We start from the raw sequence: 14,744 nt of genomic DNA on the forward strand, positions 1-14,744 counted from the left end.
CTGACACGTATAGCGGGGGCCGGGTTCGTGCAGTGGCCATCAACACCCTCATTCCCGTAGATGTTGCGACCACTGCGCGAACCCGGGCGATCTCTTACTTGAGGCGTACCGGCGTGGCGACTTGAGGTCGCTACGCGATGGCCGAGATGGGATCGGTCTGGTCGCTGTCGCCACTGGTGGTGGAGGGCGGCGGCCGCAATTCCTGGGGTGGGTCAAGCAGTGACCGGCGTAGATCTTGCAGCAATCGGGTGCCCACCGGGGTCATGGTCAGACCGCGCCAACCGGCCCAGGCGCGGTCGAGTACGGCCCACACCAGGCTGATGGCGCTGGTCTCGCCGGGGAAGCGGCCAATGACCTTGGTGCGCCGCATGGTCTCCCCAAAGGAGCGCTCAATGAAATTCGAATGTCGAACGCGCCCATGGTGTTCGACGGGAAATCGCAGATAGGCGGTCAGCCCTGCTGTGTCGGTGAGCAGGATCCGCATAGCCGCCGGGTAGAGGTCGCAGCATTTGGCGGCGAACGCCTCGATCCGCTTGTCGACGATCTCGACCAGCCGGGGTCCCGGTTCGATGCGCAGGTCGGTGGTATCGAACATCGCCCAGTAGCCGTCGCGGACCTCGGCTTGCATCCCGGTGGGAATCTTGGCGAGCACGTTGCGGAGTCGATGAATACGACATCTCTGGCGCAACGCTTTTGGGTAGATGTGTTCGATGGCCGCGATCAGGCCCCTGGCCCCACGCTTGGTATTCGGCGCGGATCGCCTTGCAGATTTCGCAGACCGTGGATTTGGAGATCGCGGCCTGATCACCGAGTGTTTCAGCAAGGGTGGCCTCGACATCTCGGACGGACAGGCCGCGCACCACGAACGCCGCGATCACCAGCGTCTCCAGGGCGTTGGTTTTCGTCACATGCTTGCCGAACAACCGCGACGCGAACACTGCGGTGGTGCCGCGCAGCTTCGGCCGCTCCAACCTGACCGGCCCGGTGCTGGTATTTGACCGTCACCGACCGATACCCGTTGCGTGAGCCGTCGCTAGCGTCGGGACAGGCGGCACTGCGTTGGTAGCGTTCGCGGCCGAGGAACTCGGTGACCTCAGCCTCCAGGGCCGCCTGCGCCAACAGTTGGGCGCCCAGGCGGGCGACTTCTTCAAGGATCTCCGGAAGCTCCCGATCCTCGGCAAACAAGGCGTCGATCTCGGTGCGGATAGGTGGCGTCCCAGGAGCGGTGTAAAAGTGGCCTGACGTAGGCTCCGCTCGCTTGCGTTCATGATTCTATGCGGTGGCGCTGACAAGCTCGGTCGGCGCCGCGCCGGTTTCGGTGTGATTTCCCGAATTCTTTTGTGGCAGTTGGGTTAGCGGGTCGTGCAGCATGCGACGCAGATCTTGCAGGAGCCGTAACCCGGCCGGGGTCATAGTGAACCCGCGCCATCCGGCCGAGGCGCGGTCGAGTACGGCCCACAGCAGTTTCAGGCAGGAGTGTTCGCCGGGCAGCCGGCCGATCACCTTGACGCGGCGGCGGGTCTCGCCGAAGGTGCGCTCGATGAAATTGGAGTGCCGCACCCGTGTCCAGTGCTCGCGCGGAAATCGCAGGTAGACCGTCAGCGATTCGCGGTCATCGAGCAGACAGCGCACCGCCGCCGGGTAGGAGTCGCGCCAGCGCTTGGCGAACGTGTCGATGCGGCTCTGGGCGAGTTTGACCGCATCCAGGCCGGGTTCGATGTTGTCGGGCAGGTCGAAGATCGCCCAGTAATCGGCCTTGACGTCGGCCTGGGCGTTCTTGGGCACCTTGGCCAAGATATTGCGGGCGCGATGGATCAGGCAGCGTTGCCGCAGCGCTGCGCCCATGGTGCGCTCGACCGCGCCGATCAGCCCGGGTGCGCCGTCGCTGATCACCAGCAGCGGACACGCCAGGCCACGCTCGCCGAGCCCGGTCAAGAAACCCTCCCAGGCATCGCCGGACTCGCTGGCGGCCGCATCGAGCCCGACGAACACCGGTTTGCCGTCGGTGTCGATGCCCCAGGCGGCCAACACCGGCTCGGCCGAGGCATTGGCGTGGTACTTGAAGTGGCTGCCGTCGAGGAACAGGTAATCGAGCTCGATGTCGTCGAGCCGCCGCCTGCTCCAGGCCTCGAACTGGTCGCGGATGTCCTCGCAGATCCGCGACACCGTCGACTTCGATACCGCCGCAGCCTCACCCAGCGCCTCGACCAAGGTGGCCTCCACATCGCGGGTCGACAGTCCGCGCACGAACCCGGCGATCACCAGCGACTCCAGCGCGTTGGTCTTGGTCACCCCCGTGCCGAACAGCTGGGAAGCGAACCGCTCAGTGGTGCCACGCACCTTAGGCCGCTCCAGCGTCACCGGCCCCGCCGTGGTCTTCACCGTGGTCGGGCAATAGCCGTTGCGCATCCCCGCACGTGCATCCTCGGCTGCCGCGGCCCGCTGGTAGCGGTCCCGGCCCAAAAACGCGCTCACCTCGGCCTCGATCGCGGTCTGCAGCAGCAACTGCGCGCCCAGCCGGGCCACCTCCTCAATTGCACCCGCCAGATCCTCGCCGCCGGCGAACACCCCATCAATTTCTTCCTGCAACCGCTGCGCAGGCGATAACCTCTTCGACACGGACGTAGGTTCCTTTCGTCAGACTTGCCGGTCTTCGAGGGAACCTACGTCCGAACTCTTTTACACCGCCGGAGGGACACGACCGTGCGGATACGGTCGGTGGCTGATACTCGAACAGGCACGGGCGTAACTCCTCCTTCTTCACAGACTTGCAGGTCGTGAAGCGGAACCTACGCCCGTGCTCCCTACTTACACCGGATTCCGGACACGACCCATCTCGAATGATGTCAGATCAGGCCGTGTAGCCCCGAGCATGTTGCGGCTCAGGGAGATATACACCAACAGTGCTGCTGCGGTGATCGACCCGGCTGCTGCTCTCGGATCAACGGGCCGACGAGTTCCTCAAACCCCGTGGGCGGGACTCAGTAGCCACCTGCTGATGCGATAAGCGGATTGTGCCCGACACTCTGGCGGCATTGAGCTCCCGCCGTACTACCGCGAGGGTGAAGCCGTCAACATTTGTTTAGTCAGCAGCGGCCGCGCGCGACGAGCTGGCTGGCGATCACATTGCGCTGGATCTCGTTGGTGCCCTCGCCGACGATCATCAGCGGGGCATCGCGAAAGTAGCGCTCAACATCAAACTCCGTCGAATAGCCGTAGCCGCCGTGGACGCGCACCGCGTTCAACGCGATCTCCATCGCGACCTCGGACGCGAACAGCTTTGCCATGCCGGCCTCCATATCGACGCGTTCGCCACTCTCGTACCGCTCAGCGGCATACCGTGTGAGCTGGCGAGCAGCAGTAAGCTTAGTCGCCATGTCGGCAAGGTAGTTACCGACAGCCTGGTGCCTCCAGATCGGTTGGCCGAAGCTCTCCCGTTGCTGTGCATAGGCGAGCGCGTCCTCGAGCGCCGCCGTTGCGACTCCGAGCGCGCGCGCTGCCACCTGAATGCGGCCAGTCTCCAGGCCTTTCATCATCTGAGAAAAGCCCCGACCCGGCTCGCCGCCCAAGACGGCCGACGCCGCCACGCGACAGTGGTCGAACGTCAACTCGCAGGTTTCAACGCCCTTATAGCCGAGTTTGGGCAGATCGCGCGACACGATCACGCCCTGACCATGCTCGACCAGCACGACGGAGATGCCCCGGTACCGTGGCGACGCGTTCGGGTCGGTCTTGCAAAGCAGCGCGATCAGCCCAGACCGGCGGGCATTACTGATCCAGGTCTTGGATCCGTTGACCACTAAATCGTCACCGTCGCGAAACGCGGTGGTGGTCATATTCTGCAGGTCCGAGCCACCTCCCGGCTCGGTCAGCGCCATCGTCGCGCGAATCTGGCCTGTCGCCATCGCTGGCAGGTACTTCTGCTTCTGCTCCTCTGTGCCGAATAGCGTCAGCAGTTTCGCGACGACGGTGTGGCCACCCATCGCCCCAGCCAGGCTCATCCACCCACGCGCGAGCTCCTGAGTCACTTCCACGTAGCACGGCATTGACACCGGCGATCCGCCGTACTCCTCCGGGATCGCCAGGCCGTAAATGCCGATGCGCTTCATCTGCTCGATCCAGGACTCCGGATACTCGTTGGCGTGTTCCACCTCGCGCACCGTCGGCTTGACCTCACGGTCGATGAACGCCCGCACCGTGTCGACTAACATGGACTCTTCATCGGTTAGTGCCGCGAACATCGATCCCCTTCCGCTGCGGTATGTACCAGGAGCTACACGACGATTCGGGCGCAGCCAAAGCCCGCACGAACGACGGTGCCTACTTCGATTGAATGAACGCGGGGCATTGTGCCGCCGCCTACCGGCAACGAAGCATACATGCTTAGCGCATCAAACATGATCTCGCCCTAATCGAGCCGCCGAAACTTCGCCATCCAGGGGGCTCAGCCACCAGTGCTGCGGCACCAGGTCGATGTCTTGACGCATCCCATGACCGAGCGGGACCACCCGCTGTTCTTGAGACCCACCGAGCAGGTTTGGTCCATGCTGAGGGGCGGACAACGTCCGTCCGTATGCCTATTTGATGACGAATTCGGGTATGCGGTAACCGGTTTCCCCGAGATCGGCGACGCGCAGCTCTACCGGCTCGCCGATCCGGACATCGGCCGGATCGGCATCGATGACGGCGTTGATCCGGAGGCCCGGCTGCTCGGCCAATTCGACGAGCCCAACGACGTAAGGCGGCACACGGCCCGGGACAAGGGCCTGGCGGACGACGATATAGCTGAAGATCGTGCCGTCACCGCTGACCTCCTCGAAATGCACGGGACCACCCGTGTACCGGCTGCGTTCCAATGGCGGATGTATCCACTTCCCTGTGTCGTTGCAGCGGCACAGGATCAACTTCCCGTTTCTCAGACCTTCCCAGAAAGGCGCCGAGTCAGGGTCGGGCACCGGAACAGGCGCCGCCAGCGCGGGATTCTTCACGGGTGCTCCTTGCTGTAGACGTTCGCCCCGCCGAAGGGCCCGCCGCCGGCGGTGACCAGCGCGAGTTGCGCATTGTCGACCTGGCGCACGCCCGCGGCGTGGCGCAGTTGCAGCGCCGCCTCGTAATGGTGGTTCAGCCCATGGATATAGCCCTCGGACAGTAGGCCGCCGTGCGGGTTGACCACCACGTCGCCGCCGTAGGTCGCGCGCCCGGTGGAGAAGAACTTCCCGACTTCACCTTTCTCGCAGAAGCCGTAGCCCTCCATCGTCGCCATTACCGTGTAGCTGAAGCAGTCGTACACGCACGCGACGTCCATGTCCGATGGACTCAGTCCGGTCTTGTCCCAAATCTTCGGACCGGCTGTGCGTGCATACATTTCGGTGGGATCGTCCCATTCCGTCCAGCCTGCCCCGCTTTGAGAGTTCGACGATCCGACCAGCCACACCGGTGGCTGCTTGGCGCTGCGCGCCACGTCCTCGCGAGTGATCAAGATCGCCACCGCACCGTCGACTTCGGACGTACAGTCCAGCACCCGGAACGGTTCGTTGATCCAGCGAGCGCCCAGATAGTCGTCCATGGTGAGTGGTTCGCGGCGCAGCGCGTGTTCGTTTGGGCCGGCGTGTTTGCGTTGCGTGATCACGATCTGGCCGAGGTCCTCGCACGTCGAGCCATACTCGTGCTGGTGTCGGCGGGCCCACATGGCGAACCACTGCGGCGGCACCATGAACCCCGAGACGGTGTCGAATTGGTCGTCGTACCGCGCCTGCAGCGGCCCCTCGATGTGGCCGAAACGGTATCCCGAGCGGCCGTTGAGCGATCGATAGACGAGCACAGCTTGGCACATGCCCGCCTCGATCACAGCTGCGGCGGTAGCGATCTGGTCGGCCACCAGGTTACCGCCGCCGTACATGGCGTTGGCCCAGGCTAATTCTTCGATCCCGAGAGCCCATCCGACGAAGATCGGCTGCTCGGAATCGTTGACCATGTAGGTACAGATCCCGTCGATGTCGGCCGGTGCCAGGCCGGCGTCGGCAATCGCCTCCCGGCATGCGGCCACGGCCATGCCCCGGGTGGTACGGCCGGACTTGCGGGTGTAGGTGGTGCGTCCGATCCCGGCGATGGCACAGGTCATCAGATCCTCCGATCTACTTCGGTTCGCGCGGCAGACCGAGAATGCGTTCGGCGATCAGGTTGCGCAGGATCTCCGATGTTCCGCCCGCGATCGTCAGGCACCGGCTAAACAAATAGTCGTGCGGGATGTTGCCCTCAGCGCCGGTGAGAACGGCCCGGACGGCGATGCGAAGCGCCAGTTCCGCAACGCGTTGGGCATGTTCGGCACCGAAAAGCTTGGCGATGTTGCCCTCTATCCCGGGGCCGGTATCGAAGACGGCCCGTGCAGCCTGCCGAAGGTTAAGGGCCGCGACCGAATACGCCTCGATGAGCAGTGCTCCGACCTCTCGCGCCAGGCCCTGGTCGCCGGCGCGGTGACGCGCCAACAGATCGACCAACGCATCGGCCCGATGGTCACCGAACCACCGCCGATGGACACCCGTTCGTTGCCGAACGTTGCCATCGCCACACTCCAACCGGCGTTGACGGCGCCGACCACGTCACGGTCGGGCACGAAGACGTCGTCGAAGAACACTTCGTTGAACAACGTCTCGCCGGTGGCCTCCTTGAGTGGGCGGATCCGGATGCCCGGTGCGGCGAGGTCGATGATCATGGCCGTGATGCCTTGATGCTTGGGCACGTTCGGATCGGTGCGTACGGTGGCCAGCCCGCGCTGGCAGTTCATCGCGTCACTGGTCCACACCTTCTGGCCAGTCACCCGCCAGCCGTTGTCGACCCGCGCGGCCTTCGTCGCGACTGCGGCGGCATCCGAACCGGCACCGGGCTCGCTGAACAACTGGCACCACCGCAGCTCGCCTTCCAGGCTCGGCCAGATCAGGCGCTCGACCTGCTCAGCGCTGCCGTGCTGCAGCAGCGTGGGCACCACCCATCCGCCGAGTCCCAGGTCCGTCTTGTCGAGGCCGCCGAGCACCTCCTCGATCACCAGTTGCTCCGCGGAATCGGCGGCCCGTCCATACGGCTGGGGCCAGTGCGGGACCAGGTAACCGCTGCGGGCCCACAGCTTGGGCTTTTCGGCGGCGTCGGTTCGCCTAAGCTCGTCACGGAATTCCTCTGCGGCCCGCCGGTACTGCTCGGCCTCAGGTGGCAGGTCCACGGTGTGACGCCGCCGCAGCCCTCGGCTCTGCAGTTCGATAACTTTGTCGCGCAACGCCTCCGGCCCACCGACAAAGGTCACCAACACCGTCGCCCGCCGGACGTAGAGGTGCGCGTCGTGCTCCCACGTGTAGCCGATGCCGCCGTGCACCTGTATGTTCTGCAGCGCCACCCGCTGGTAGGCGGGCAGCACGTGACCGGCCGCCATTGTGGCGGCCAGCTCGGCTTCCGGCCCGCACGCCCGGGCGGCATCCCATGTGACTGCCACCGCCAACTCCGTGTCGACCAGCATGTTCGCACAGTGATGCTTGACGGCCTGGAACGAGCCGATCGGCCGGCCGAACTGCTCGCGCGCGGCCGCATAGGTCGTCGCCATCTCGGTGCACGCCGCCAGGCCGCCGACGGCCTCTGCGGCGGCGAGCAGGCGCACCATCCGGGTCGCCGCCCCGGCGGCGCCCGGGAACACATCGGCGATGGGCGCCGACGACAACCTCAGGATGGTAACCGGCCGCATCAACAGATCCACGGAGTCGGTGCGGCGAGCAGTGACGAATTCTCCGGCCTCGACCAGTATCAGGTCGTCTCCCACCGGGACGAGGAAGACATCGGCGTCGGGTTCGGCCAGGGCGGCGACGGCGTCGGCCGAGATCGCAGAATCCGTTCGGACCGCGTCGCTGCTCGTGCCGATGCCTGCCACCAGCTCACCGGACACCAGGCGCGGTAGCCACCGCTCGCGCTGCTCTTCGGTGCCGGCCTCGGCGATCACCGACGACACGATCACCGTCGGCAGGCACGGTCCGCCGATCGCCGCGCGGCCAAGTTGCTCCAGGACAATGGTCAGCTCGGGCAGCCCATAGCCCTGGCCGCCGAATCGCTCCTCGATGTGCAGGCCCAGCCAGCCGGTGGAAACGATCTCTTTCCACAACCCGTCATCGAGCCACCAACGGCCGCCAGCCGGGGCGTCGAGCAGGATGCGGCGGGCGCACTCCGTCCCCGCGCGCCCGGCCACCATCGCCTTCGCCACGTCGGCCAGCGCGCGGTGATCTTCGGTTATCGCCAAAGGCATTGGCAGCGCTCGATTCTCGTCACTCGGTCGTCACCAGGTGTTGCCGTACCGCTCTCGGAACGTCACCGAGGCCGCGGGCCGGCGACGCGGTGGTGACAGCTTTTTCGCAAGCGCGCCGAGGTAGACAGCCGCCATCGGCAGCAGGGTGCCCGGCAGTCCCAGCAGTTCGCGGACGCGGTCGACGCCGAACGTCGTCAGTCCGGTGGTCAAGCAGGAACCGTAGCCCAGGTCCGCCGCGGCCAGCAGCAGGTTCTGCACGGCCGGGTAGATCGACGACGGCGCGTAGATCGCGGCAACGCGTTCGGTGTCCACGCAGACGGCGACGACGACCGGGGCCGCTGCGAATCCTCCCCGGTTGAAGCCGTATTCGAGGTCGGCGATCAGCGCCTTATCGTCGCGGCTGCTCCGGATAAAGTCGCCCCCGCCGGCGTTCCACGTCTCGGTCCACCACTCGGCGGGCAGCGACCGCGTCTTCTGGTCGCGGACCACCACGAATGCCCAGGGCTGCGTGTTCTCGGCGCTGGGGGCGTGCACCGCGGCCTGCAGGATCTGCTCGATATCGGAGTCGGGCACATCGGCGTTGGGGTTGAATCGCCGGCAGGCGCGCTGGGCGTGCATGATGGCCAACAGGTCACCCACTATTGATCAGCAACCCGACGTTCGCCCCGAGGTTTCCAGCCCGTGAGCGAGATGGTGGTGAGGTCCAGCGTCTCGTGCAGCGACAGCTTGCCTGCCATGACGCGTTTCAGGAACTCTGACATTACGGTGTCAGGGTCGCGGTCCAGTTCGTAGATCACCAGGTAGCGGTGGGTCGGCGGCGGCAACTGCGCCGGGAGGTCCTCGTCCTCGGGGACGGTGACCTCGGAGAGGTCGTAGCGCTGCGCGGCCACCACGCCGGGCACGTCGAGAACCTCGGGCACATGCTGGGTGTCGTACCAGGTGTTGAAGGCCTCGTCTTGGCCCTGCACAGGGTTGGTGAGCACAAGAAAAAGGTTCTCGGCCACGGGTCACGCCTTTCTGAGTGGGCTGGTCCAGCGCGTCGAGGTCACATTATGACAGTCGACTGTCACAGTCAACGCACCGTCAATCCGGACCGCGCAAGGTAGATTTGAAGGCCGCAGGGGTGAGTCGCGTGTCCGCCAGGATCGGATCGGGGCCGGATTCAACCGGCGCGGCGTCGGAAACGATCCAGGCTGTGTAGACGTACGTGGCTAAGACAAAACAGATAACCCCGATGCTCGAGCAAAACAGCACTGGCCGAATGGTTTTGACCCTCGTAGGCTGTACTAACGGTCGGCTCGACGTTGCCGATAACGCGGGGACACTCCAGATCTGTCACTGCTCACGCCTCGTTTGGCGCATTGACGACCGCCCAATGATGACAGTCGAATGTCACAGACAGCTCGACTGGACCTTCCGCTCAGGCCGTCACTTGCCAGCTAATCGTGAATTATACAACTAGTTTGATGATTCTAAATGCTTGGCGTAGCATCCCATTCGTGGGACGGCTGACCCCATTTGATCTTACGCGCCTGGGCGCCGTGCCCCCCATCATCAATAATCGGCGAGAGGAACGGGTATGGCGGTACTTGATGGTCGGGTCGTATTCATTACCGGTGCCGCACGCGGCCAGGGCCGTTCGCACGCGGTGATGTGCGCAGAGGCGGGCGCGAACATCGTCGGTGTCGACATCTGTAAAGACCTCGACGTGGTGCCCTACAGGCTGGGAACGGCCAACGAATTGGAGGAGACCGCACGCTTGGTCGAGAAGACCGGGCGGGAGATGTTGTTCCGTACCGCCGACGTCCGCGACAAGGCCGCTCTGCAAGAGGCGTTCGACGCGGGTGTGCAGCACTTCGGCCACATCGACACCGTAATCGCGAACGCCGGAGTGATCCTGACCAACCCCGACGAAAGCGACGCCTCCGAAGCGCTTCGTGTCGGCATCGACATCATGCTGATCGGCGTCTGGAACGCGTTCCAGGTCGCGATCCCCCACCTCAAAGAACGCGGCCAAGGCGGCAACCTCGTAGCCACCAGCTCGATGGCTGCCCTGCTGGATCTCACCGACGGCCGCGGCGGCTCTGACGCCTATCTGATGTCCAAGCTAGCGATCACCGGCCTCGTCCGCGCATACGCGAATATGCTTGCACCGGCGCGTATCCGGGTCAACGCGGTCGCTCCGACGAACTGCGCGACGCCCATGATCACCGAGAACCCAGCCCTGTTCAAGGTCATCGAGGACAACCCTCACCTGGTCAGCGCAATGCAGACGGCGCTGCCGGACCTTCCCATGATCGAGCCCAAGGACGTCAGCAACGCGATCCTGTTCTTGATCTCCGACGCTGGGCGGTCGTTCACCGGAAGCCTGCTCAAGGTGGACGCAGGTATGGACGTGCGGCGCTAGCTTATCCCGGTTTATCGAGGAGCAGACGTGGACTACCGCATCACCGGCAAAACCGCGCTGGTCGTCGGCGGAAGCAAGGGCATCGGCTTTGAGGTCGCGAAAATTCTTGCTGCCGAGAGCTGTCGAGTAGCGGTACTCGCCCGCACCGAATCCGACATCGACGCTGCGGTCGATGTGATCCGCGCGCAGGGCGGCGCCGCAATGGGCCTCGTGGCCGACGTCAGTCACCAGGACGAGATGGACGATGCGGTCCGCCAGGTTCGATCACAGTGGGGGCCACCGCTGATCGTCGTGGGTCAGGCCAAGTACCAGCGGCCCGGCGATTTCGGCGACATCACCGACGTGAACTGTTACCGCGAGTCATTTGAACTGCACACGATGAGCCAGATCTTCCTTCTCCGGGCCGTGCTACCTGGTATGCGCGACGCTGGATGGGGGCGGTTCGTCCACGTCGGTTCGGCTACCGCGAAGGAGCCGGCCGGCAACATCCATCACGCGGTCGCCAACACCAGTCGCCCATCGACGATCGGGCTGCTCAAGACAGTGTCCGACGAATATGCCCGCTACGGCATTACGGTGAATACCGTTGCGCCGGGCTGGATCGAAACCGACAACGCGATCGCCTACATCGATAAGAATCTGGGGGCCGGCACCGATGAGCAACGACGCGAGTACATGCTGACCCAGGCCCGAGTGCCAGCGGCGCGGATGGGCAAGCCGCATGAGATCGCCTCGCTTATCGCCTATCTCTGTTCCGAGCCTGCAGGCTATATCACCGGCAGCTGGATCGAAGTCGATGGCGGCCTGCACCGGTCAGCGTTCTAAACGCCACCGTACTTCTTGACCAGCTCGCCCTGGCACAGATTGCCGGCATCGGGGACCTGCCAGCGGCGCCTCGAACGAGATCGACCGCGCCCGCCGCTGGAGATAAGGCGTAACACCCGTCAATGATCGGACCCCACCAGTCGATCATCTGCTTCTGGATATCCATCTGCTGGCCTGGTCACGACGGCATCGACGACACCAATACCGAGGACGCCTATCCTGCCTGCCATCGATGCCGCGAACAACAATGATCCCGATCTACAGCTGCGGTATTCGAATTAGCCTTAAATTAGATCGGATCGAACGATGAGATCAGCCATCGGCTGCCGACCCTGTCCAATGTCACCCGGACGGTGGATGCGGTGTCGGTAGGCGCATCATTGCCAACGGTCACAACCTGGTCGACATACACCAGAGCGACCGCGTGGTTTGGTGTCGCCGACACCGAGGCGGCAGCGGGCACGGTGGCGATCGCCGAGATGTGGTCCTTCTTGGCGCCGGGTATCACCACGTCGCGGACCAAGTCTGTGTAAGAGTCCCGAAACTTGCCGGTCAATCGGCTACGGGCGGCCCCCAAATCCTTTTCCACGCTGTCGGGCTGGTAAGACAACAGCGAGATGGTGGATTCCTTGGCCGCTGCAACCGACTCGATCGCGGCGGTTCCAGAGTTGCGGATCCACCCGTCTTGCCACTTCAGGAATCCAGCGGCCGCCGCGACTAGCAAGGCCAGCACGGGCAGCACTCCGAAGGCCAACACCCCAGACCATTTAACTCTGCGCCTACGCACCGGGAGCTCAACGTCTTTCGGCTCCTCGGTTTCAGTGTCCGCATCCTCGGAAGACGCTTCCTCTGACGCAAGAATGTCTTGTATTGCGCTGATGCCTTGGGCATCACCGGTCGTCCGAGGGTCATTTGGCGCGCTTGCGGCCTGGTCAGTCGTCTCCTCGGTGACCGTGGCCTCGTCTTGCTCGGCGGTGGAATCAATTTCAACCGGCACAGCGATGGTTCTCTTTCTGGCTCTTAGACTTAGTGCTCGGTGCTTGCCGAGCTGGAAGTTCCTCATGGCACGAAGGCGACGTTGGAGACTTTCGCATCGTTTCCGACCTTTTGCACGGTGATTCGCATTCGCCAATGTCGCTGATCCTGTTCGGCCGCACCGAGATTCGATGTCTTCACGGACACAGCAACCAGAACTTGGGCTTCGTTGCCCGATTGCGACTCCACGCCCGCCTCGGTGATCGTTCCTACCGACTTCGACTGCGCTTTCTTGACGACGTCGATGAAGGGTTTCGATCGATTCGAGAAGTCGTCGTAGAAAGTGCCCGTCGCCGAGTCCAGAATGCGCTGGATGTCGGCATCGGCGTGTTGCCAGTCGATCGTCGTCAGGTTCAGTGCCCCTTGCCTTGCGACCTGCACTAAGAACTCGCGCTGCTCTTGGGCCTGGTGTGACTGATACATTCGAAACCCGAACCACCCGGCCAGCGCCCCCAGGGCGGCGACTGTGACCAGGCCCAACACTGTTGCCAGCCGTAGCGGCGACATCCGCTTGTTGACTGGCGCAGCCTCTTGCGAGGCATCGTCGACTTCGTCATCAACCGCGGGGCTGTAATCGTCGGCTTCGTCGGTCAAGTCTTCCGCCGCCTGCGCCGATGCGAGTGCCGCCGCGGCGCTCTTCTCCTTCGAGGTGACCTGGTTGGGCAAATCCGACGAACCCTCGTCGGTGTGTCCGGCCGAGGTTATCGCCGCCGATCCCGTTTCACTCAGCTCCTCTTGGGAGGAATCAGCATGCTCTGCCATGTTTGCTCCTTTGTGGCCCCGTGGGCCAGGTCTGCTTGGGTATACATACGCCCGTCTGGCCCCACGTACATGCCGGTGGCTGGGTCGTATTGGACAGCCGCGATGGGAGGTGGTGGCGGACCCGGCGGCGACGGTGGTGGGGCCTGCCCGGACGGCTCCTCTCCTGGCCTGAGCTGCGGGACATCCTGCCCGGTATACGTCGCGTTCGGGTCACCCTTCCAGTTCCACCCATCATTGAGGGGAACATACGTCTCGTCGCTTTCGCACATCTTCACCGTCGGGGCGCGCTTGCCCGGGCGGGTCTCACACGGCAGGTTGCGCGCGCCGCGCACGTCGAGCATCGAGTCTTGCGGCACCCGGCAGTATAGGTCGCCTTTAGGTGGATCCGGGTAGTCCTCGTAGCTGGGAGACCGCCGCTGCTGGGCGGGCAGGAACCCCGTGGTGCATGGCGGCGGCCAGTTGAGGTTCAGGTTGAAGGCGAGGTAGCTACCCAGGTAATCCTGTTTGGTGTTCCTGTTGGGCACCCCCGTCGCCTGGACGTCGGCCGCCCCCTGCGGTAACTCCACCAGGACAGCTTCCAGGTTATCCCGGTAGGTGACCCCCACCTGCCCAACACTGACCAGATTGGCCAGCACGATCGGCAATGTGGGGTTGAGCCGGTCGAACAACTGCCGGGCCTCGGCAGCTGCTGGGCCGCCGGTGCTAAGCAGGCCCGCGACCGCGGAGTCGTTGTCCCGCAGCTGCGACGTGATGGTCGCCAGGTGGGCGGCCCACTCCTGCACCGCATTCGATGACTGAATCTGGCTGTCCAGCAGTGGCTTTGACCCGTCGATCAAGGTCACGAGCGCGTCGAGGTTCTTTCGGCTGTCAATCGCGAGCTTCGAGGTCCCATTCACCAGCCGGGACAGTTCTGGGCCGAGCCCGCCGACGGCGGCATAGGAGTCGTCGACCACCGTTTTGAGGTTGTCGCGCGGGATCGCGTTCAGGCCACGATTGGTCGCCTGCAGCAGCGAGTTGAGGCTTGGCGGAATAGAGGTGCGGTCCACGGGGATCACGTCGCCGTTTGTCAGCGACGGCCCCTTTCCGGTGCGCGGCAGCAGCTCAACATATTGCTCGCCGACCGCGGACACGCTGTGCACCTGGGCGCTCAGATCCGCGGGGATACGAACATCGGAATCCAACTGCAGCACCGCCTCGGCGCCACTATTGGTTAATCGCACGTCGCGCACTCGGCCCACCTCCACTCCGCGGTAGGTGACGTTGCCTCCGGGATAGAGGCCAGAGGCCTGGGCGAGCTGCACCGTGACTGTATAGCGGTCGACCCCGAAGAACACGGTCGGGACCTGCATGTAGTCGAAGAACATGATGGTACCCGCGGTGAGGCTGACAACCGTGAAAACCAGCAGCTGGATTTTGATTCGCCTGGTGAGCATGAGA

The 14,744-nt window shown here is 64.2% G+C and carries 11 protein-coding genes and 2 pseudogenes; 2 read left to right on the forward strand and 11 right to left on the reverse strand.

Going from position 1 to position 14,744, the window contains the following annotated elements; all coding sequences use genetic code 11:
- Positions 1 to 130: 130 nt before the first annotated feature.
- From ACJ512_RS18030 to ACJ512_RS18065, 8 genes and pseudogenes are all read right to left on the reverse strand, one after another.
- A pseudogene (locus ACJ512_RS18030) lies at positions 131 to 1,206 on the reverse strand (transposase).
- Between the two features lie 66 nt (positions 1,207 to 1,272).
- A complete protein-coding gene (locus ACJ512_RS18035) occupies positions 1,273 to 2,619 on the reverse strand; it encodes an IS256 family transposase (RefSeq protein WP_461479786.1) in 1,347 nt (448 codons plus the stop codon).
- A gap of 467 nt (positions 2,620 to 3,086) precedes the next feature.
- Entirely contained in the window at positions 3,087 to 4,241 is a 1,155-nt protein-coding gene (locus ACJ512_RS18040) for an acyl-CoA dehydrogenase family protein (protein WP_407688405.1), read from the reverse strand.
- A gap of 336 nt (positions 4,242 to 4,577) precedes the next feature.
- Positions 4,578 to 4,988 (reverse strand): Zn-ribbon domain-containing OB-fold protein, encoded by a 411-nt coding sequence (locus ACJ512_RS18045; RefSeq protein ID WP_085242811.1) that lies wholly within the window; start codon positions 4,986 to 4,988, stop codon positions 4,578 to 4,580.
- Positions 4,985 to 6,121: a thiolase C-terminal domain-containing protein gene (locus ACJ512_RS18050; RefSeq protein WP_085242812.1), complete on the reverse strand. Its 1,137-nt coding sequence runs from the start codon at positions 6,119 to 6,121 to the stop codon at positions 4,985 to 4,987. The genes ACJ512_RS18045 and ACJ512_RS18050 overlap by 4 nt, the downstream gene beginning before the upstream one ends.
- 13 nt (positions 6,122 to 6,134) lie before the next feature.
- Positions 6,135 to 8,278: pseudogene (locus tag ACJ512_RS18055) on the reverse strand (acyl-CoA dehydrogenase).
- A gap of 30 nt (positions 8,279 to 8,308) precedes the next feature.
- Complete coding sequence (locus ACJ512_RS18060) at positions 8,309 to 8,917, reverse strand: nitroreductase family protein (RefSeq protein ID WP_085242813.1); 609 nt, start codon at positions 8,915 to 8,917, stop codon at positions 8,309 to 8,311.
- Entirely contained in the window at positions 8,917 to 9,282 is a 366-nt protein-coding gene (locus ACJ512_RS18065; RefSeq protein WP_085242814.1) for a DUF4286 family protein, read from the reverse strand. The genes ACJ512_RS18060 and ACJ512_RS18065 overlap by 1 nt, the downstream gene beginning before the upstream one ends.
- 575 nt (positions 9,283 to 9,857) lie before the next feature.
- Here ACJ512_RS18065 and ACJ512_RS18070 point away from each other — a divergent pair.
- A complete protein-coding gene (locus tag ACJ512_RS18070; protein ID WP_085242815.1) occupies positions 9,858 to 10,685 on the forward strand; it encodes a mycofactocin-coupled SDR family oxidoreductase in 828 nt (275 codons plus the stop codon).
- Positions 10,686 to 10,712: 27 nt separating this feature from the next.
- A complete protein-coding gene (locus ACJ512_RS18075) occupies positions 10,713 to 11,510 on the forward strand; it encodes an SDR family oxidoreductase (RefSeq protein WP_085242816.1) in 798 nt (265 codons plus the stop codon).
- A 289-nt stretch (positions 11,511 to 11,799) separates the two neighbouring features.
- Here the strand turns inward: ACJ512_RS18075 and ACJ512_RS18080 are convergent, their stop codons facing one another.
- From ACJ512_RS18080 to ACJ512_RS18090, 3 genes are all read right to left on the reverse strand, one after another.
- A complete protein-coding gene (locus ACJ512_RS18080) occupies positions 11,800 to 12,507 on the reverse strand; it encodes a hypothetical protein (protein WP_085242817.1) in 708 nt (235 codons plus the stop codon).
- Positions 12,508 to 12,569: 62 nt separating this feature from the next.
- Positions 12,570 to 13,307, reverse strand: a complete 738-nt coding sequence (locus tag ACJ512_RS18085) for a DUF1109 domain-containing protein (protein ID WP_085242818.1) — start codon at positions 13,305 to 13,307, stop codon at positions 12,570 to 12,572.
- The gene (locus ACJ512_RS18090) at positions 13,271 to 14,740 is read right to left on the reverse strand and encodes an MCE family protein (protein WP_085242819.1); all 1,470 of its coding nucleotides are present in this window, start codon (positions 14,738 to 14,740) and stop codon (positions 13,271 to 13,273) included. The genes ACJ512_RS18085 and ACJ512_RS18090 overlap by 37 nt, the downstream gene beginning before the upstream one ends.
- Positions 14,741 to 14,744 lie beyond the last annotated feature (4 nt).

This window comes from Mycobacterium cajalii (assembly GCF_045809005.2).
In the GTDB taxonomy this organism is placed as follows: Bacteria; Actinomycetota; Actinomycetes; order Mycobacteriales; family Mycobacteriaceae; genus Mycobacterium.

Coding starts and splice junctions, on each gene's coding strand:
- ACJ512_RS18040 (WP_407688405.1), bottom strand. CDS start 4,241: ATGTTCGCGGCACTAACCGATGAAGAGTCCATGTTAGTCGACACGGTG.
- ACJ512_RS18050 (WP_085242812.1), bottom strand. CDS start 6,121: ATGACCTGTGCCATCGCCGGGATCGGACGCACCACCTACACCCGCAAG.
- ACJ512_RS18070 (WP_085242815.1), top strand. CDS start 9,858: ATGGCGGTACTTGATGGTCGGGTCGTATTCATTACCGGTGCCGCACGC.
- ACJ512_RS18085 (WP_085242818.1), bottom strand. CDS start 13,307: ATGGCAGAGCATGCTGATTCCTCCCAAGAGGAGCTGAGTGAAACGGGA.
- ACJ512_RS18090 (WP_085242819.1), bottom strand. CDS start 14,740: ATGCTCACCAGGCGAATCAAAATCCAGCTGCTGGTTTTCACGGTTGTC.